The sequence below is a fragment of the Bradyrhizobium sp. genome (assembly GCF_027307225.1).
In the GTDB taxonomy this organism is placed as follows: Bacteria; Pseudomonadota; Alphaproteobacteria; order Rhizobiales; family Xanthobacteraceae; genus Bradyrhizobium.
This window is the reverse complement of the sequence record NZ_DAHUXJ010000159.1, coordinates 20,163-38,646: the sequence shown is the minus strand read 5'-3', so window position 1 is coordinate 38,646 and position 18,484 is coordinate 20,163. Positions and strand designations below refer to the sequence as shown.

Genomic DNA, 18,484 nt, shown 5'->3' with positions numbered 1-18,484 from the left:
TTTGGAGCTCGCGTCGCGCAACCCATCTTGGCCAGCGACCATTGCGTGTCGCATCAACAGGCCGGACATATGGATGCAGCGATCCGATCTACTCAGAAAGCTCTTGTGCCACGGGGGCCGTCCACATATGGGTCCCCGCGTGCGTGCGCGGGGACGACTACAGCCCGTGTGGCACCGCATCGAAGCGGTTGATCACGAGATCCCGCTTGGTCTCATCGACACGTACCGTCATCTCGTAACGGCCCTCCCGCAGGTCCTTGCCGAGAATTTCCGAATTGCGATGCAGCCAGCTGATGCCGGCGCCGTCGGCGGCATCGATCGACAGATGCAAGGTCGTTCGCGTCGCCGCCAGCAAGTCCTCGATTGCCGAAAGGAGGCCATCGATCCCCTCCCCGGTCTCGGCAGAAACCAGAAAACAGGGCCGGTCCGGCGGGCGGCGCGCAGCGATATTGGTGACGTTTTCGCGTTCTTCCGGCGTCAGGCGATCGATCTTGTTCCAGACTTCGAGGATGCGCTGTCCGCCTGCCGGATCGATGCCGAGCTGACGCAATACCGCTTCCACGTCCTGTTCCTGCGCGTCGCTATCTTCATGCGAGATATCGCGGACATGGAGAATGACGTCGGCCTCGAGCACCTCTTCAAGCGTGGCGCGGAACGCGGCCACCAGTTGCGTCGGCAGATTGGAAATGAACCCGACCGTGTCCGACAGCATCGCCTTGCCTCCGTGCGGCAGGCTGAGCGCACGCAAGGTTGGGTCGAGTGTCGCAAACAGCATGTCGGCAGCCTGAACATCGGCGCGGGTCAGGCGGTTGAACAGCGTCGACTTGCCGGCGTTGGTGTAGCCGACCAGCGCCACCACGCGATAAGGCACCCGCTGACGGCCGGCGCGATGCAGCCGCCGCGTCGCCTGGACCTTCCTGATTTCGTTCTCGAGCCGCGTGATCCGCTCGCCGATCATGCGGCGGTCGGCTTCGATCTGCGTTTCGCCCGGTCCGCCCATGAAGCCGAAGCCGCCGCGCTGGCGCTCAAGGTGAGTCCATGACCGCACCAGCCGGCTGCGCTGATAATTCAGATGCGCGAGCTCAACCTGAAGCGCGCCTTCCCTGGTCTTGGCGCGGCGTCCGAAGATTTCCAGAATGAGCCCGGTGCGATCGAGCACCTTGGTGTGCCAGGCTTTCTCGAGGTTGCGTTGCTGGATCGGCGACAACGCACAGTCCATCACCACGAGTTCGGCTTCGTGGCCGGCGACAAGACCGGTGATTTCCTCGACCTTGCCCTTGCCGAGATAGGTCGCCGGCCGGATCTGGCTCACCGGCGCGATCAAGGCGTCCGCAATCGTGAGATCGATGGCGCGCGCGAGTCCTACGGCCTCGTCGAGACGTGCTTCCGAGCCGCGGACGACATGAGAATCCTCCCGCGCATCGGGGCCTGCCCGGCGCGTTCGCAAGTACGGGCCGATGACAATCACCCGCCCGGTTTGCTTCCCCACCGCCGACCGCGGACGGTCGGCTCCCCCGTCAGAAATTCGGGGTTCCAATCAGCTCACTCTCAAGCCGGTGCATCCTCGCCGCCTTCGAACAACTGGATCGGCGCGCCCGGCATGATGGTCGAGATCGCATGCTTGTAGACAAGCTGTGAATGACCGTCGCGCCGGAGCAGCAAGCAGAAATTGTCGAACCATGTGACAATACCCTGCAGCTTGACCCCGTTGACCAGAAAAATCGTTAGTGGCGTTTTGGTTTTTCGAACGTGGTTGAGGAAGGTGTCTTGTAGATTTTGTGCGCGGTCTGCCGCCATTGTTTTTATCCCGCAGTCTTGGTGCTTCTTTTTATTGAACCGACGGCCGCTTTCTGACGAAGCAGTCCATTCGGATGCCGGCCCCCTTGAGATCCCCCTCCAGGGAACACAGCGTGGCGATTAGAAGGCAGGCTTGGTTATTAGGCAAGCAGCTTCGCGCGTCCGCGAGGGCCAAAGACGCGCAAAAGCACTAGCCCACGCCAAGCGCCTTGAGCTTACGGTGCAGGGCCGATCGCTCCATTCCGACGAATTCCGCTGTGCGGGAGATATTTCCGGAAAAGCGGCTGATCTGGGCCATCAGGTAATCGCGCTCGAACACCTCCCGCGCCTCCCGCAGCGGCAGTCCCATGATGTGCTCGCCGTTGTTGCTGGTCGGCATCGCAGGTACCATCGAACCAACGTCCTGCGGCAGCATATCGGCGGTAATGATCACTTCCGGCCCGCCGCCGGCCAGAATCATCACCCGCTCCACATTGTTGCGAAGCTGACGGACGTTGCCCGGCCAGACATGCGATTGCAGAACCGCCATCGCGTCCTGGCCAATCTGCCGTTTCGGCAGGCCGGTCGCGGCCGATATCTGGTCCATGAAGTAGTCGATCAGCTCGGGAATATCCTCGCGCCGCTCCGACAGCGGCGGAACGCGGATCGGCACCACCGACAGGCGGTGATAGAGATCCTCGCGGAAATGGCCAGCGGCGATTTCTTCCTCGAGGTTGCGCGCCGTCGAGGAAATGATGCGGACATCGACGCTGACCTTGCCCGTGCCGCCCTGCCGCTGAAACGTTTGCTCAACCAGGACCCGCAGGATCTTGTTCTGGGTCTCGCGCGGCATGTCACCGATTTCGTCGATGAACAGCGTGCCGCCATGCGCTTCTTCCAGCGCACCGGTCTTGCGGGCGTGCTCGCCATTGGGCTCCACGCCGAACAGCTCGATTTCCATGCGCTCCGGCGTGATCGCCGCGGCATTGATCGCCACGAATGGACCGTCAGCACGGCTTGACATGATGTGCAGCGTGCGTGCCGCAAGTTCCTTGCCCGAGCCCGACGGGCCGACGATCAGAATCCGGCTGTTGGCCTTGGCGGCTCGATCGATGGTCTGCCGCAATTGATTCATGCAGGCCGAACGGCCGGTCATGACGCTCGCGGCAGGCGCCAATTGCTTGAGTTCCTTCACCTCGCGCTTCAGCCGCGAGGTTTCCAGCGCCCGTGTCGCCACCAGAATCAGCCGGTCTGACTTGAACGGCTTCTCGATGAAGTCGTAAGCGCCCCGCTTGATCGCGGCGACGGCGGTCTCGATGTTGCCGTGACCGGAAATCATCACCACCGGAAGGTCGGCATGGTCGCGCTTGATCTGCTCGAGCAGCTGCAGCCCGTCGAGCTTGCTGCCCTGCAGCCAGATGTCGAGAAACACCAGGCTGGGACGACGGTTGCCGATCTCCGCGAGCGCGGAATCGCTGTCGCGCGCCGTCCGCGTCGCAAATCCCTCGTCGTCCAGAATCCCGGCAACAAGGTCGCGAATGTCGGCTTCGTCATCGACAATCAAAATATCACTGGCCATAGGAGACGCTCGTATTCTCAGTTGCCTGTTGCGGCTTCGATTTTGGCTTTTTCATTAGTCGTTTCTGGTGGTGCCGAGGTTTCTTCCGTGGGCGGCTTTGTTTCAGCCGCCGCCACCGCCTCAGAATGCGGTTGCGTTCCTTCAGCCGGTGCCGCCTGGCCTGAAATCGCAAATCGCAGCCGCATCCACGCGCCCCGCGCACCGGGCCGCAATTCCGAGGCGTCGTGGAGTTCGATCCGGCCGCCATGGTCCTCGAGGACGCGACCAACGATCGCAAGCCCAAGACCGGTGCCCTTTTCCCGAGTCGTCACATAGGGTTCGAGCAGGCGCGCGCGGCTCGTCTTGGGCAGGCCAATTCCGTTGTCTACCACATCAATCACGATGTCGTCGTTGTCGCGCGCCGCGATGACATCAATACGACCCCGCTCCAGTTCCCCGGCCGGCACCACCTCGATCGCCTCGGTGGCATTCTTGATGATATTGGTCAGCGCCTGCGATATCAGGCGGCGGTCGAACTTCGCGCGTAGCGGCTCTTCCTTGATCTCGGCGTCGATATCGACGTCTGGATGACCGACCCGCATCAGGAACACGGCCTGACGCACCGTATCGGCGACGTCTTCGCCTTCGATGACGGGTTTCGGCATCCGCGCGAAGCGCGAGAATTCATCGACCATCCGCCTGATATCGTCGACCTGCCGCACGATTGTCTCGGTACACTGTTCGAACACCGCCTTGTCTTCGGTGATTGATTTGCCGAATTTGCGGCGGATGCGCTCGGCCGAGAGTTGAATCGGCGTCAGCGGGTTCTTGATTTCGTGCGCGATCCTGCGGGCGACGTCGGCCCAGGCCGAGGTTCGCTGGGCGGAGACGAGTTCGGTGATGTCGTCAAGCGTGATGATGTAGCTGTCGCGGGTCTGGCTGGTCTGCTCGGCGCTGACGCGCACCGACAGGATCCGCTCCTGCCCCTCGCGATTGATCGTGATCTGGCCCTGCACCAGCCGTTGGGTCCCTTCCCGCGCCGTTTTCATCATGTCGTCGAGCTCGGGCAGAACGTCCGACAGCGGATGATCCAGCGTTTCGGATTCGACGTGGCCGATCAACTTTTCCGCCGAGCGGTTGAGAATGCCGACGCTGCCCGATGCATCGACGCCGATGATGCCGGCACTCGCCGATGACAAAACGGCCTCGATGAAGCGCCGCCGGCTGTCAATCAGGTCGCTGGCATTCACGAGTTCATCGCGCTGGGTACGCAATTCCTGCGTCATCTTGTTGAAGGTTTCGCCGAGTTGCGCGAGGTCGCCCTCGGAGCGAAGCACCGGCACCTGTACCTTGAGGTCGCCGGTCGAGACCAGATTGGCCGCGCTCATCAGCCGGCGAATGGGCGTGACCAGCTGGTTGGCGAAATTCAGACCGAGCAGGATCGATGCCATCAGAATCGTGAGCGCGATCACGGCGAAAATCAGCGCGAAGTTGACCTGGATGCCGAGCCTTCGCGATTCGATCTCGGCATATTCCGCGACGCTCGCCTCGGTCTGTTTCAACTGATCGACGACATGCGGATCGAGCGGACGGGCAACATAGAGAAAAGTGTCCTGGAAAGAGCGCAACCGGATCAGGGCGGCGACGTAATTTTGCTCCGGCAGGACCGCGATCTCCGGCTCGTCTTCTTTGACGTTGTTCAAAAACCCGGCGGGTGGCGCGGCAAAGGCGAGTGGAATGCCGGTTTGCGCGCTTTCAAGGACGCGGCGATCCTTGTCGATCAACATCGCCCCCGGCAAATTGCGCGAGGCAGCGCTCGCGGTGAGAAATTCGCGGAAGGATTGGCGGTCCTGGTCGTAAAGCGGCCGGGCATGCGCAACATCGTTCGCCATCCCGAGAATATCGCCGCGGATCAGATGCGCGTGCTCCTCGACGTAGGCCCGCGCAATGATCAGCGAGTTTTCGATTACCGCCTTGGTCGGACCGGAAAACAGCCGGTCAAAACCACGGTCGATCGTGACATTGGCGGCGACCGCCACCAGAACGGCTGGCAGCACGGCAATGATCGAGAACAGGCCGACCACCTGAACATGGAGCCGCGCCGCCGCCCGGCCGCGGCGGCGGGCCAGCATTACTTGCCAGACTTCGCGGAAGATGATGCCAAGCAGCACCAGAATGGTGGCGCCGTTCATCAGGATGAAGGACAGCGCGACCTCGCGCGTCGGCTCGATCCGGGTCAGGCCGGTCAGAACGATGAAGGTGAGGACGGCCGACAGCAGCGCCAGGCCGATGGCGATTGGCGCCAGCAGCCGCATCAGGGAGCGCCCCTTCGGCTCAGCAAAAGACGGGTCGAACTGGGCGGCCGAGGTGTCTAAGCTGGTCATTCCGGCAATGGATGAGGTGGAGCTCAAGGGCCCGCGCTTAACGCAGCGGACTGATGCATTCATACCACATTGTTGCCGAATTGCGACAATTCCGCGGCGCTAGTCATAGCATGTCCTCTGAATCCCGCGACGAATGCGGCCGCAACGACAACAATCGAATACCTAATTACCGGTTCGATAGACCTGGATGTCGAGGTCCCTGATCTTTTTCCGCAGCGTGTTGCGGTTGAGGCCAAGCAGGTCCGCTGCCCTGATCTGGTTGCCACGGGTCGCCGCGAGCGCCGCTGTGAGCAACGGCACCTCGATCTCCTTGAGGATACGGTGGTAGAGGCCGGGCGGCGGCACGCCGTTCGGGAAGCCCGAGAAGTGCGATGACAGATAGGCCTCGACCGCCCCGCCCAGATTATCGATGCCCTGTTGCATGTTGCCGCCGGAGGCGACCGCTGGCGGCGCCAGTTCGCCGTCGATGACGGAAGCCGCGATGACGTCCTGTGGGTATAGCGCCGCGAGCCGGCGTGCGAGGTTTTCGAGTTCGCGCACGTTGCCCGGCCAGCGGTGCTGCTTCATCCGCTCCAGCGCCAGCGCGTCGAGCTTTTTCGGCGGCAGCCCGTCCTTCTCGGCGAGCGCGAAGAAATGGCGGATCAGGTCCGGCAGGTCCTCGATTCGCTCGCGCAGAGGAGGCAGCCGCAGTGGCACCACGTTGAGGCGGAAAAACAGGTCTTCGCGGAACAGGCCCTGCTGGATCAGGATGCGCAGATCCTTGTTGCTGGCGGCGACGATGCGCACGTCGGTCTTGATCGGCGTGCGACCGCCAACAGTGGTGTACTCGCCCTGCTGAAGCACGCGCAGCAATCGCGTCTGGGCTTCCATCGGCATGTCGCCGATTTCGTCGAGGAACAGCGTGCCGCCTTCGGCCTGCTCGAAGCGGCCAGAGGCGCGCGTATTGGCGCCGGTGAAGGCCCCGCGCTCATGCCCGAACAATTCCGATTCGATGAGGTCGCGCGGAATGGCCGCCATGTTGACCGCCACAAACGGCCCGTTACGCCGCTTGCCGTAATCATGCAGCGCGCGTGCAACCAATTCCTTGCCCGTGCCGGATTCGCCCGAAATCATCACCGTCAGGTCCGTCTGCATCAGGCGCGCCAGCACGCGATAGATTTCCTGCATCGCCGGCGAGCGGCCGACCAGCGGAATCGAGTCGAATTCGGCATCGTCGGACGTGCTCGCCACCCGTTCTTTCGGCTCGGCCAGCGCGCGGCCGACGATCGCGATCAATTCCTTCAGGTCGAACGGTTTTGGCAGATATTCGTAAGCTCCCCGCTCGGAGGCGCGGATCGCGGTCATGAAGGTGTTCTGCGCACTCATCACGATCACGGGCAGATTGGGCCGCATCTTCTTGATCCGCGGCAGCAGGTCGAACGCATTTTCGTCGGGCATCACCACGTCGGTGATGACGAGATCGCCCTCGCCCTGGCTTACCCAGCGCCACAACGTTGCGGCGTTTCCGGTCAACCTCACCTCGTATCCGGCGCGCGACAGCGCCTGATTGAGGACTGTGCGGATGGCGGTATCGTCATCGGCTACGAGAATGCTACCTGCGGCCATCGTTATTTCTCATCTTGTGTTCTGTATGGTGTGCGCCTGGTGCCCACTTTCCGAAGTTCGTGCTCACTTGCAGTGCAGGGACTTCAGATCGGCGGCACTCGCGTTCCGGCTACGTCATCGCGATCACTCTGATCGGGTTTCCTAGTTGGATTGAACATCGGCAACAGCACACGGAAGGTCGTTTTTCTTGGCTGCGAATCGCACTCGATGATGCCGCCGTGATCGCCGACGATCTTGGCGACCAGTGCCAGACCAAGCCCGCTTCCGGTCGGCTTGGTCGTCACAAAGGGATCGAACAGGTTCGGCAACAAATCGTCCGGCACGCCTGGACCGTTGTCGCGCACGCAGAATTCAAGCGGCAGCGAGACGCGCGATTTCTTGCCCGGCACCGAGAGCCGCACGCCTGGGCGGAATGCGGTGGTAAGCTGGATTTCAGCTTCATTGCCGAGGTCGGCCGTCGCCTCCGCCGCGTTCTTCACCAGATTGAGGAAGACCTGGATCAACTGATCCTGATTGGCGAGCACCGGCGGCAGCGACGGATCGTACTCTTCGACGAAGCGCACATTGCGCGCAAAGCCGGATTGCGCCAGCCTTTTGACGTGATCGAGCACCGAGTGGATGTTGACCGGGCCGCGCGCCACCGGCCGGTCATCGCCGAACACTTCCATGCGGTCGACCAGCGTGACGATGCGGTCGGCTTCGTCGCAGATCAGGCGCGTCAGTGTGCGGTCTTCGGGAGACGCGGCCTGTTCGAGCAATTGCGCCGCGCCGCGAATGCCGGAGAGCGGATTCTTGATCTCATGCGCCAGCATCGCCGCCAGCGCGATCACCGAGCGCGCCGCGCTTCGATGGGTCAACTGCCGGTCCATCTTGTCGGCGATGCTGCGTTCCTGGAGCATCACCACGATATGGCCGGGACGCTCGGTGACGGGCGCGACATGCAGGTCGACCTGGCGATCGCCTCCCATCCGCGGCGTGCCGAGATCGACCTTGTATTCATAGACCGGCGAGCTCGATGAGCGAACCTGGTCGATCAGCGCCAGCAAGGGACTGCCGAACGGCACCAGTTCCTTCAGCGCGTACCGTTGCAGAAGCTGGGCCGAAATTTCGAAAAACGATTCAGCCGCCATGTTGGCGTCGACGATGCGGCCGTCCGGCCCGACCAGCAGCACGGGATTTGGCAGCGCGTTGAGAATGATGTCCGAGTCCGACGGCATCGGCAGGCGACGTTCGGCAGTCGAGCTCATGCGGCGGCTTCCCACGCAAAATTGTCGAACGCCTCATCCAGCGAGCGCTGAACGGCTCGCGGATCCTCCGACGTCAGGATTTTTCCGCGCCAGTTTTTCAGGACCTCCGCCGGCGCGCGGCTATAGTCGGCCGCGACTTCGAGCGCCCAGCCGAGATGTTTGCGCGCGTGGCGCAGGCCGATCCGCAAACCATAGTGATCGCAGATCTCGTCATAGAGCGTACGGACGTGCCGCAGCTGTTCCAGCAGCGACGGCGCCGTCTCGGCCACGCCCGTCTCAAGCCGACGGCCGATCTGACCGGGTAACCAAGGCTGGCCCTGCGCGCCGCGGCCGACCATGACCGCATCGGCGCCGGAGGCTTCCATCGCAGCCACCGCCGTGTCGAAGGAGGTTATGTCGCCATTGACGACAAGCGGAATCCGGATCGCGTCCCTAACCGGGCGCACCGCATGCCAATCCGCCTCGCCCTTGTAGAACTGGCATCGCGTCCGGCCATGCACCGAAATCAGCTGCACCCCTGACGCTTCGGCGCGGCGCGCCAATTCGGGCGCATTCAATGATCGCTCATCCCAGCCGAGCCGCATCTTCAGCGTCACCGGCACGTTCACCGCGCCCACCGTCGCATCGATCAGACGAATGGCGTGATCGAGATCGCGCATCAAGGCCGAACCGGATTGTCCGCCAGTGACGTGCCGCGCCGGGCAGCCCATGTTGATGTCGATGACATCGGCACCGGCGGCTTCCGCAATCCGCGCACCTTCCGCCATCCATTTGGCTTCGCAGCCTGCGAGCTGAACGACGTGTGGTCCAATCCCGGCCGCTTCACACCTAAGCTGCGACATCGGCTTGCCGTGGACCAGATCGTCGCTGGCGGTCATTTCGGAAACGACCAGCCCGGCACCCAGCGCCGCCGCCTGGCGCCGGAACGGCGCATCGGTGACGCCCGACATGGGTGCCAGAAAAACCCGGTTGGCGACCTCAATACCACCTATTTTCAGAGGGTTAGATCGCAAAGAGTCGGAACTTCTCACGGATTTCTCGTTGTTTCAGGCAAGTATCAGCCGCCGATCTCAATTCTGAAGCACATTTCTTGTGCAGTCAAGTTTCATGCCTACACTTTAGACAGTTCCGCCAATCTTGCAAGTGCACTGCAACATTTATACCCAGCCCGCAGGAATCGTTCTGTCTTCCTGATGCGAGCATGATAAGGGCAGAGCCCGGCCTACCCGCTGGGTCCCTTGAATCCGTTTCTGATAGCCGAGAACCATGACGAATCCGCCGCGGACCGTTGCCATCCTCGTTGCAGCAGGGCGTGGCCTTCGCGCCGGCGCTGGCGGCCCGAAACAATACCGCGCGATCGGCGGCCAAGCGGTGATCTACCGGGCGATGGCGCCGTTCAGTTCGCACCCGCAGGTCTCCGTCGTGCAACCGGTCGTGAATCCGGACGACGCGGCGAGTTTCACTGACGCGGTGCGCGGGCTTCGACATGCCCCTCCCGCCAAAGGCGGTGCGACGCGCCAGGCCTCGGTTCATGCCGGACTGGAAGCCCTTGTCGCCGAAAAGCCCGACGTCGTGCTGATTCACGACGCGGCGCGGCCGTTCGTTTCGCCGGCGCTGATCTCGCGCGCGATCGAAGCCGCGTCAGTAACGGGCGCTGCCGTTCCCGCCATCCCTGTTGCCGACACGATCAAGCTGGTCGACGGCAACGGCCGCATCAAAGCCACGCCCGAGCGCGCGCGGCTGCGGATTGCGCAAACTCCTCAGTCCTTCAGCTTCGACACCATCCTCGATGCGCATCGCCGCGCCGCGCGCGAGGGGCGCGACGATTTCACCGACGATGCGGCGCTCGCGGAATGGGCAGGATTGACGGTTGCGACGTTTGAAGGCGAAGCTGCGAACATGAAACTCACCACCCCGGAAGATTTCGTGCGCGAGGAAGCGCGCCTGGCAAGCCTGCTTGGCGACGTCAGGACGGGTACCGGCTATGACGTGCACGCCTTTGGCGAGGGCGATCACCTGATGATCTGCGGCATCCGTGTGCCGCATACGAAAGGCTTTCTCGCCCATTCCGATGGCGACGTCGGCCTGCATGCGCTGGTCGATGCCATCCTCGGCGCGCTCGCCGACGGCGATATCGGCTCGCATTTTCCGCCCAGCGACATGAAATGGAAGGGCGCAGCTTCCGACAAATTCCTGAAATATGCTGTCGAGCGCGTCGCCGCGCGCGGCGGGCGCATCGCCAACCTCGAAGTCACGCTGATCTGCGAACGGCCGAAGATCGGCCCGTTGCGCGATCAGATGCGCTCGCGAATTGCTGAAATCACCGGGCTCGACATCTCGCGCGTCGCGGTGAAAGCGACCACCAGCGAACGGCTCGGCTTCACCGGCCGCGAGGAAGGCATTGCGGCCACCGCCTGCACCACTATCCGCCTGCCCTGGGATGACAAGGGACCCGTTTCAGCTTAACGCTCGCATGAGGGACAGCGGGGCAGATGGCTAGCGAACGTCAATCAACCACCACCCTCGCCCGCTCGCTGCTCGATCTCTGCCGCAGCCGCAAGCTGATGATCGCGACCGCGGAATCCTGCACCGGCGGTCTCGTCGCCGGTGCGCTCACCGACATTCCCGGCTCGTCCGACGTGATCGACCGCGGCTTCGTCACCTATTCCAACGACGCCAAGCACACGATGCTGGGCGTGGAGGCCGATACGCTCGCGACCTTCGGCGCGGTCAGCAAGGAAACCGCGACGCAAATGGCGGTCGGCGCGCTGGAGCGGGCTGAGGTCGATCTGGCCGTCGCTATCACCGGCATCGCCGGCCCCGGCGGCGCCGTACCGGGCAAACCGGTCGGGCTCGTGCATTTCGCGGTCGCCGCGCGCGACGGCCGCATCGCTACCCACGAATGCCGCTTCGGCGCGATCGGCCGCAGCGCGGTGCGGCAGCGCTCCGTGGTCGAGGCGTTGCGGATGCTGATGGAGATGGCGCGCGGGCCAAAAGTCGCAAAGCCGAAACGCGCGGCCGTCAGTCGCATCCGCCCTCGCGTGACGCGAACGCCGCGCCGGCATGGGCTGAAGCGCCGGCGCCCGCCGCGAGGGTAGCGGGCCGCCTTACACCTCAAGCCACTGCTTGCGGACGTCGTCGTTGGCTCTCAGTTCGTCCGGCGTGCCTTCGAACACGATACGGCCGTGCCCCATGACGTAGACGCGATGGGAGATGCGCAGCGCGATCGACAACTTCTGTTCGACAAGCAGGATGGAAACGCCGGCTTCGGCAATTTTCGCGATGAGATCCCCGACCTGCTGTACGATCAGCGGCGCCAGTCCCTCGGTCGGCTCGTCGATCATGATAAGCTCGGGATCGCCCATCAGGGTTCGGCAAACCGTCAGCATCTGTTTCTCGCCGCCCGACAGAACCTCCGCCGGGGTATCGGCGCGCGCCGCAAGGTTGGGAAACATCTCAAGCATGCCCTCGATGCGCCATTTGCCCGGACGACGGACATCCTTGACGCCAAGCAGCAGATTCTGACGGACGGTCAGCCCCGGAAAGATGTCGCGATGCTCCGGCACATAACCGAGACCGCATCGCGCGATCCTGTGGCTCGGCAGGCCCGCGATATCCTGCCCCTTGAAGCGGACCATGCCCTGCGGCGGCACCTCGCCCATAATCGCCTTCACGGTCGTGGAGCGGCCGACACCGTTGCGACCCAACAGGCTCACGACCTCGCCTGCGGCGATGTCCAGATTGACGCCCTGCAGGATGTGGCTCTTACCGTAATAGGCGTGAAGATCCCTGACCTCCAGCATCACTAGAGCTCCGATTCCGAAGTTCGCAAGGTATTGGGGCGGCCTCTGATGCGAACTTCGGAATCAAAGGAGCTCTAGTAACTTGTTGTCTCTAGTGCGGCTTCGAATTTGAAGTTCCTATGATCCCGCGCGGCCACACTGACAGGAACTTCAAATTCGCCGCACTAGTGCCCCTCCTCGCCGAGATAGGCCTCCCTGACCTTCCGGTTGCCGCGAATTTCCTCCGGCGTGCCGGAAGCGATGATCTGCCCATAGACCAAAACCGAGATACGGTCCGCGATGCCGAACACCACGCTCATGTCGTGCTCAACGATCACGAGCGTGCGCCCTTCGGTCAAGCGGCGGATCAGCGTGACGGCGCGTTCGGTCTCGGCATGGCTCATGCCCGCGGTCGGCTCATCCAGCATGATGACGTTGGCGCCCCCGGCGATGGTGATGCCGATTTCGAGCTCGCGCTGCTCGGCGTAGGTCAAAAGGCCCGCGGGCACGTCGCGGCGATGGCTGAGATGGATGTCCTCGAGGATCCGCTCGGTGCGCTGCTTTACCACCGGCAAGCGATCGACATTCTTCCAGAAGGCGTAGCGATGACCGGTCGCCCAAAGCACGGCGCAGCGGACGTTTTCCAGCACCGTCATCCGGGCAAAGACGTTGGTAACCTGGAACGAGCGCGACAGCCCGCGCCGGTTGATCTCGAACGGCCGCAAGCCCGAGATGACGTCACCATTCAACCGGATCTCGCCCCCGCTCGGCTTGATGTGACCGCTGATCAGGTTGAACGTCGTCGACTTGCCGGCGCCATTGGGGCCGATGATGGCATGGCGTTCTCCCCTGGCGACGTTCAGGTTGAGGTCGCGAATAATGCTCACATTGCCGAAGCGCTTCTGCACGTCCTTGATTTCGATAGCTGCGGTCACGCGAGATACCCCCGGTCTCGGGCGATCGTCGCGGCGCGGTCCCAGGCTTCGGTGACGCGCCGCCAGGTGAGGCGAGCGATCACAAAGCCGACCACGACGAGCACGGCCGCAGCCAGCCACGTCGTCGGCTTCACCGCATCGAACGGTATGCCGACGAGATGGACGACGCTGCCCTCCCCCTCGCTGTCCGTGTAGTGCGCAACCGTTTCGATCGAAAGGATGACGCCGAGCGCAAACGCCAGCGTCGGCAGCGCCGCGACGAGATAAGACGGGATCACCGTGGCCAGGGATCCGGCCCGAACCAGCGGACGGTGCATCATCAGCAGCCCTGCGATTCCGCCCGGCGCAAACATCACGATGCCGATAAAGATGATGCCGAAATAGAGCTGCCAGACCGTTGTCAGATCGGTCAGCCCGAGCTGCAGATAGGTCACGAGGATTGCACCCAGGATCGGCCCGAAGAAATACGCGGTGCCGCCGATGAAGGCGGCAAACAGCACGAAGCCGGACTGTGTCGCCCCGAGATAGGCCGAATTGGCAATCTCGAAGTTGATGGCCGTGAGGCCGCCGGCAACGCCTGCGAAGAAGCCGGCAAATCCGTAAGCGAAATAACGAACCACATGAGGGTCGTAACCGATGAATTCGACACGTTCCGGATTGTCCCGCACCGCATTGCAGAGGCGCCCGAGCGGTGTGCGGGTCAGCGCATACATCGCAATCGCCGAGACCATCACCCAAAACGCGATCAGGTAATAGACCTGCCGCTGCGGTCCGAAGCTCCAGCCGAACATGTGCGGCAACGCGGTGCGATCGGTGGTGATACCGGATTCGCCGCCGAACACGCTGCGCAGGATCAGCGAAGAAGACGCGACCAGTTCGCCGATGCCGAGCGTGATCATCGCAAACACCGTTCCCGCGCGCTTGGTCATGACCCAGCCGAATACGATGGCGAAGGCAAGCCCGCCGATACCGCCGAACAGCGGAATGAAAGGCAGCGGGAGCGGCCAGTTGTAGTTGGCAACTGCATTCATGACATGGACGGCGAGGAAGCCGCCAAGGCCGTAGTGAACGGCATGGCCGAACGACAACAGGCCGGTCTGGCCAAGCAGGATGTTGTAGGAGAGCGCGAAGATGATGGCGATGCCGATCAGGCTGAACGACGTCAGCGAGCCGCCGGACGAGAAGACCAGGGGCAATACGATCAGCGCCACCGCGGCGATCAGCCAGATGCCGTAGAAACGGACGCGGCCGCCCGGCTGCTCCTTGAGTTCTAGCGGCGCAGTGGCGTCGGTCATGTCTCGCGCGTCCCCAAGAGCCCCATCGGACGAACGATCAGGATCAACACCAGCAGCACATACGGCAGAATCGGCGCGATCTGGGCGATGGTCACGTTCCAGATATCGGTCAGCACCGACGGGCCGAGGCCGGGGTCGAGCGGCCCGAATGCGCTCGCCAGCGAACCATTGAGCGCGACGGCAAAGGTCTGGATCAGCCCGATCAGGAGCGAGGCGATGAAGGCGCCGGGCAGCGAGCCAAGTCCGCCGAACACGATCACCACAAACAGGATCGGGCCGAGCAGCGATGCCATGTCGGACTGCGTCACCAGCGAAGGTCCGGCAATAACGCCGGCAAGGCCCGCGAGCGCGCTGCCGACGCCGAACACCACCATGAAGACACGCCCGACATTGTGGCCGAGATGGCCGACCATGGTCGGATAGGTCAGCGCCGCCTGAACGATCAGGCCGACGCGCGTCCTCTTGAGCACGATCAGAAGCGCTACGAAGATCGAGACCGATACCGCCAGCATGAAGATCTTGTAGGCGGGGTAATTGGTCGAGAACACGGTGAAGGCCGGAAAGTCGAGCGCCGTCGGAACGCGGTAGTCCACCGGGCTCTTGCCCCAGATCATCGAGACGATTTCCTCGATCGCAAAGGCCAGCCCAAAGGTCAGCAGCAGTTCGGCGACGTGCCCGTGCCTGTGGGTGTTGCGCAGGCCGTAACGTTCGACTGCCATGCCGACCACGCCGACGAGAAGCGGCGCCAGCACCAGGGCTGGCCAGAAGCCGATCCACCTGGTGAGTTGATAGCCGAAGAAGGCGCCCAGCATATAGAAGCTGGCGTGGGCGAAGTTCAGCACGCCCATCATGCTGAAGATGACGGTCAGCCCGCTGGACAACAGGAACAGCAGCATCCCGAACAGGACGCCGTTGAGCGTTGAAATGACGATCAGCTCACTCACGGCGCACCCGCTGATTGGCCCGATTAGTCACAGAGCGAAAGATTCGACAAAACCCGACCGGCATCCTGCCCGACCATCCGCCCCGGCGTCACAATAGCGCACCGGGGCGGATAGGTAGACTAGAGCTCCGATTCCGAAGTTCGCAAGCTATTGCGGCCTCTCCGATGCGAACTTCGGAATCAAAGGAGCTCCAGCAACTTATTGTTTTGAGTAGCGGCTTTGAATTTGAAGTTCCTATAACGAACTCAAGGCGAAATGGATAGGAACTCCAAATTCGCCGCACTAGTGGAGTGGATTTGACATTCGCTACCCATCCGGCCGCGAGTTTGGAAAGCGAATGTCAAATCCTAAACTCCACTAGAAACAGACATTTGCTAGTGGTCCTTTGATTCTAACATTCGCAAAAGTGCCCGCTGAGAAGGGATGCGAATGTTAGAATCGGACCACTAGTCAGGCCGCTTCATCTTGCAGGTGGTCGGCAGGATGGTCTGCGCCGTGTCGACCTTGGACACCAGATCCCAGCCCCAGCCGGTATTTTCCTCGTCGAACGGGTCCTTGGCCTTGTCCTTCAGGCTGCCGAACGAGGAGATGTAGATCGGTTGGAAGAACTGGTGGTCGTCCTTGCGCATGAAGCCTTCGCCGCCATCGAGCACTTCAAACTTCATGCCCTCCAACGCCGAGGCGACCTTCACCGGATCGAGCGAATTGGCCTTCTCGGCGGCCGCCTTGAACATCCGCATCTCGTTGACCGCGCGCGGATACCACAGCGACATATTTTCCTTGGCGCGGAATTGCTTTTCCAAATCCATCGCCGTCTTGTTGCCGGAGTTCGGGATGCCTTCGCTGATCTGGTACACCGTATGGTCGAGGCCCGTCTGCTTGATCGCGGTCGGGCCACCGGCGCCGCCGGCATAGTAGGTGTACCAGTTGACCTTGAGGCCCGCGTCCGCGGCAGCCTTCAGAAGCAGCGCAAAGTCCTGGCCCCAGTTGCCCGTCACGACGGTGTCGGCGCCGGAAGCCTTGATCTTGGCGACATAAGGCGAGAAATCGGTGACCTTGAGCAGCGGATGCACTTCGTCGCCGACGATCTCGACATCAGGCCGCTTTGCACCGAGCATCTTGCGTGCCTCGGTGCGAACCGCCTGACCAAAGGAATAGTCCTGATTGATCAGGTAGACCTTCTTGATGGATTTCTCATCCTTCATGTAGTTGGTGAGGGCCGCCATCTTGATGTCCGAATTGGCGTCCCAGCGGAAGTGCCAGAAGCTGCATTTGTCGTTGGTCAGGGCCGGATCGACCGCGGCATAATTGAAGAACAGCAATTCCTTGCCGGGATTGCGGGCGTTGTTCTTGGTGACGAAATCCTCGAGCGCTGCCGCCACCGACGAGCCGTTGCCCTGGGTGATGTAGTGGATGCCGGCGTCGACCGCTTTCTGGGCCTGGACGAGGCTTTCCTGCGGGTTGGTCTTGTTGTCCATCGGGACGATCTCGACCTTGTGGCCGAGGATGCCGCCTTTGGCATTCACCTCGTCGGCGAGAAACTGGTACGTCTTGAGACCGCCCTCGCCGATGCTGGCGCCGCCGCCCGACAGGGGATCGATATAGCCAATCTTGAGAGTGTCCTGCGCATGCGCCGCACCAATCAGAAATGGCAAGGCCATCGCAGCACTCATGATCATTTTCCGCATGCTTGGGACTCCTCCTTGAGTTTTTGAGATCAATGCCAAGGTCTTATTCGTTGAAATCGGCAAGACCATTGATAGTTCGGCTAAGCGAGCGTTGACAAGCCTACAACTTTCGTCGCCGCAGGGTCATTTTGCGCGGTAACCCCGTCCCCCTTGTGCCGTCGAGGCAAATCACCTTCCAGTTCACCCGTTTCACACCCGATCCGGAGGGGCGCTTCGCGGTCGTCACGAACGTTGGGTGTGGAATGCGGTTGAATGACCGCGCGCCAGACGGCCCGGTGGTTCGAGGCCGACGAAATAAGATCCCACCATCGCCCTAGACAACACTATCGGGCGCCAAAGCACAGGCGTTGCTTTCATCGAGTTCGATCTGCAAGGTTGAATGTCCTATCTTGAACGAGTTCCTCAGCAGTCGCGCGGACTCCATGAGGAAATCATCTCCGGGATGACCGCCGGGCATGACGACGTGGCAGGTCATCGCGGTTTCGGTGGTACTGATCGGCCAGACGTGAAGGTCGTGAACCCTCGTGACGCCGGGGCGGGCCAGGAGGAATTTCCGCACGGCGTAGACATCCGTGCCGGCTGGTGCCGCGTCCAGCGACATGTCGACCGAAGCCCGCAGCAGTCCCCACGTGCTCCAGAGAATGACGACGCAGATCAAGAGGCTCGTCACCGGGTCTAGCCACAACCATCCCGTGAACATGATTAACGCGGCGGAGATCACGACGCCGGCGGACACCGCCGCGTCTCCCGCCATATGAAGGAACGCTCCCTGGATGTTGATGTCCCCTCTCCGTCCGCTCGCGAAGAGCATAGCGGTGATGCCGTTGATTAGAATGCCTATGGCCGCCACGATCATCACCGTGACGCCGGAAACAGGCTCGGGACTGCGGAACCGTTCGATCGCTTCGAGGCCGATGGCCCCGGTCGCGACGAGCAGGAAGATCGCGTTCGCGAGCGCAGCCAATATGGACGTGCGCCGGAATCCATAAGTGAAGCGGCCGCTTGGCGCACGCTTGGCGGCCATCGAGGCGCCCCAGGCGACGATGAGACCCAAGACATCACCCAGATTGTGCCCGGCGTCGGCCATCAGCGCGGTCGAATTACCGAGATAGCCGTACACGCCTTCCGCCGCGACAAGCGCGGTGTTCAGGGCGATTCCGATCACAAACGCCTTGCCAAAGTCGGTCGGAGCATGCACGTGACCCGGCGCGCCGTGATGGTGATCGTGTCGATTCGTCTCGTCGTGCTCGTGATCATGGTGAAACGCCAT

The 18,484-nt window shown here is 62.3% G+C and carries 15 protein-coding genes; 2 read left to right on the top strand and 13 right to left on the bottom strand.

The window, feature by feature from the left end; all coding sequences use genetic code 11:
• Positions 1-157: 157 nt before the first annotated feature.
• The 7 genes from hflX to dusB form a co-directional block, all read right to left on the bottom strand.
• Complete coding sequence (hflX, locus tag M6D32_RS26820; protein ID WP_298262065.1) at positions 158-1,537, bottom strand: GTPase HflX; 1,380 nt, start codon at positions 1,535-1,537, stop codon at positions 158-160.
• Between the two features lie 11 nt (positions 1,538-1,548).
• On the bottom strand, positions 1,549-1,797 hold the full coding sequence (hfq, locus tag M6D32_RS26815) for an RNA chaperone Hfq (RefSeq protein ID WP_006020546.1): 249 nt from the start codon (positions 1,795-1,797) through the stop codon (positions 1,549-1,551).
• Between the two features lie 190 nt (positions 1,798-1,987).
• Positions 1,988-3,355 (bottom strand): sigma-54 dependent transcriptional regulator, encoded by a 1,368-nt coding sequence (locus tag M6D32_RS26810; RefSeq protein WP_298262063.1) that lies wholly within the window; start codon positions 3,353-3,355, stop codon positions 1,988-1,990.
• A 17-nt stretch (positions 3,356-3,372) separates the two neighbouring features.
• Entirely contained in the window at positions 3,373-5,718 is a 2,346-nt protein-coding gene (locus tag M6D32_RS26805; RefSeq protein ID WP_298262061.1) for a PAS domain-containing sensor histidine kinase, read from the bottom strand.
• Positions 5,719-5,880: 162 nt separating this feature from the next.
• Positions 5,881-7,323: a nitrogen regulation protein NR(I) gene (ntrC, locus tag M6D32_RS26800; protein ID WP_298262059.1), complete on the bottom strand. Its 1,443-nt coding sequence runs from the start codon at positions 7,321-7,323 to the stop codon at positions 5,881-5,883.
• Positions 7,324-7,406: 83 nt separating this feature from the next.
• Positions 7,407-8,570, bottom strand: a complete 1,164-nt coding sequence (locus M6D32_RS26795; protein ID WP_298262057.1) for a nitrogen regulation protein NR(II) — start codon at positions 8,568-8,570, stop codon at positions 7,407-7,409.
• Positions 8,567-9,568: a tRNA dihydrouridine synthase DusB gene (gene dusB / locus M6D32_RS26790; RefSeq protein ID WP_298262071.1), complete on the bottom strand. Its 1,002-nt coding sequence runs from the start codon at positions 9,566-9,568 to the stop codon at positions 8,567-8,569. The genes M6D32_RS26795 and dusB overlap by 4 nt, the downstream gene beginning before the upstream one ends.
• A 268-nt stretch (positions 9,569-9,836) precedes the next feature.
• Between dusB and M6D32_RS26785 the strand changes: the two genes are divergently transcribed.
• Both M6D32_RS26785 and M6D32_RS26780 read left to right on the top strand, forming a co-directional pair.
• Positions 9,837-11,036, top strand: coding sequence for a bifunctional 2-C-methyl-D-erythritol 4-phosphate cytidylyltransferase/2-C-methyl-D-erythritol 2,4-cyclodiphosphate synthase (locus M6D32_RS26785; RefSeq protein ID WP_298262055.1), 1,200 nt, complete (start codon positions 9,837-9,839; stop codon positions 11,034-11,036).
• A 26-nt stretch (positions 11,037-11,062) separates the two neighbouring features.
• The gene (locus M6D32_RS26780) at positions 11,063-11,668 is read left to right on the top strand and encodes a CinA family protein (RefSeq protein WP_298262053.1); all 606 of its coding nucleotides are present in this window, start codon (positions 11,063-11,065) and stop codon (positions 11,666-11,668) included.
• A gap of 9 nt (positions 11,669-11,677) precedes the next feature.
• Here M6D32_RS26780 and M6D32_RS26775 read toward each other — a convergent pair whose 3' ends face one another.
• From M6D32_RS26775 to M6D32_RS26750, 6 genes are all read right to left on the bottom strand, one after another.
• Positions 11,678-12,373, bottom strand: a complete 696-nt coding sequence (locus M6D32_RS26775; protein ID WP_298262051.1) for an ABC transporter ATP-binding protein — start codon at positions 12,371-12,373, stop codon at positions 11,678-11,680.
• Between the two features lie 164 nt (positions 12,374-12,537).
• Positions 12,538-13,287, bottom strand: a complete 750-nt coding sequence (locus M6D32_RS26770; RefSeq protein ID WP_298262049.1) for an ABC transporter ATP-binding protein — start codon at positions 13,285-13,287, stop codon at positions 12,538-12,540.
• Complete coding sequence (locus tag M6D32_RS26765) at positions 13,284-14,582, bottom strand: branched-chain amino acid ABC transporter permease (protein ID WP_298262047.1); 1,299 nt, start codon at positions 14,580-14,582, stop codon at positions 13,284-13,286. The genes M6D32_RS26770 and M6D32_RS26765 overlap by 4 nt, the downstream gene beginning before the upstream one ends.
• Positions 14,579-15,526, bottom strand: coding sequence for a branched-chain amino acid ABC transporter permease (locus M6D32_RS26760; protein ID WP_298262045.1), 948 nt, complete (start codon positions 15,524-15,526; stop codon positions 14,579-14,581). Before M6D32_RS26760 ends, M6D32_RS26765 begins: the two co-directional genes overlap by 4 nt.
• Before the next feature lie 446 nt (positions 15,527-15,972).
• Positions 15,973-17,214 carry a branched-chain amino acid ABC transporter substrate-binding protein gene (locus tag M6D32_RS26755; protein ID WP_298262043.1) on the bottom strand — a complete coding sequence of 414 codons (1,242 nt, stop codon included), beginning with the start codon at positions 17,212-17,214 and terminating at the stop codon, positions 15,973-15,975.
• A 313-nt stretch (positions 17,215-17,527) separates the two neighbouring features.
• A complete protein-coding gene (locus M6D32_RS26750) occupies positions 17,528-18,484 on the bottom strand; it encodes a cation diffusion facilitator family transporter (RefSeq protein WP_298262042.1) in 957 nt (318 codons plus the stop codon).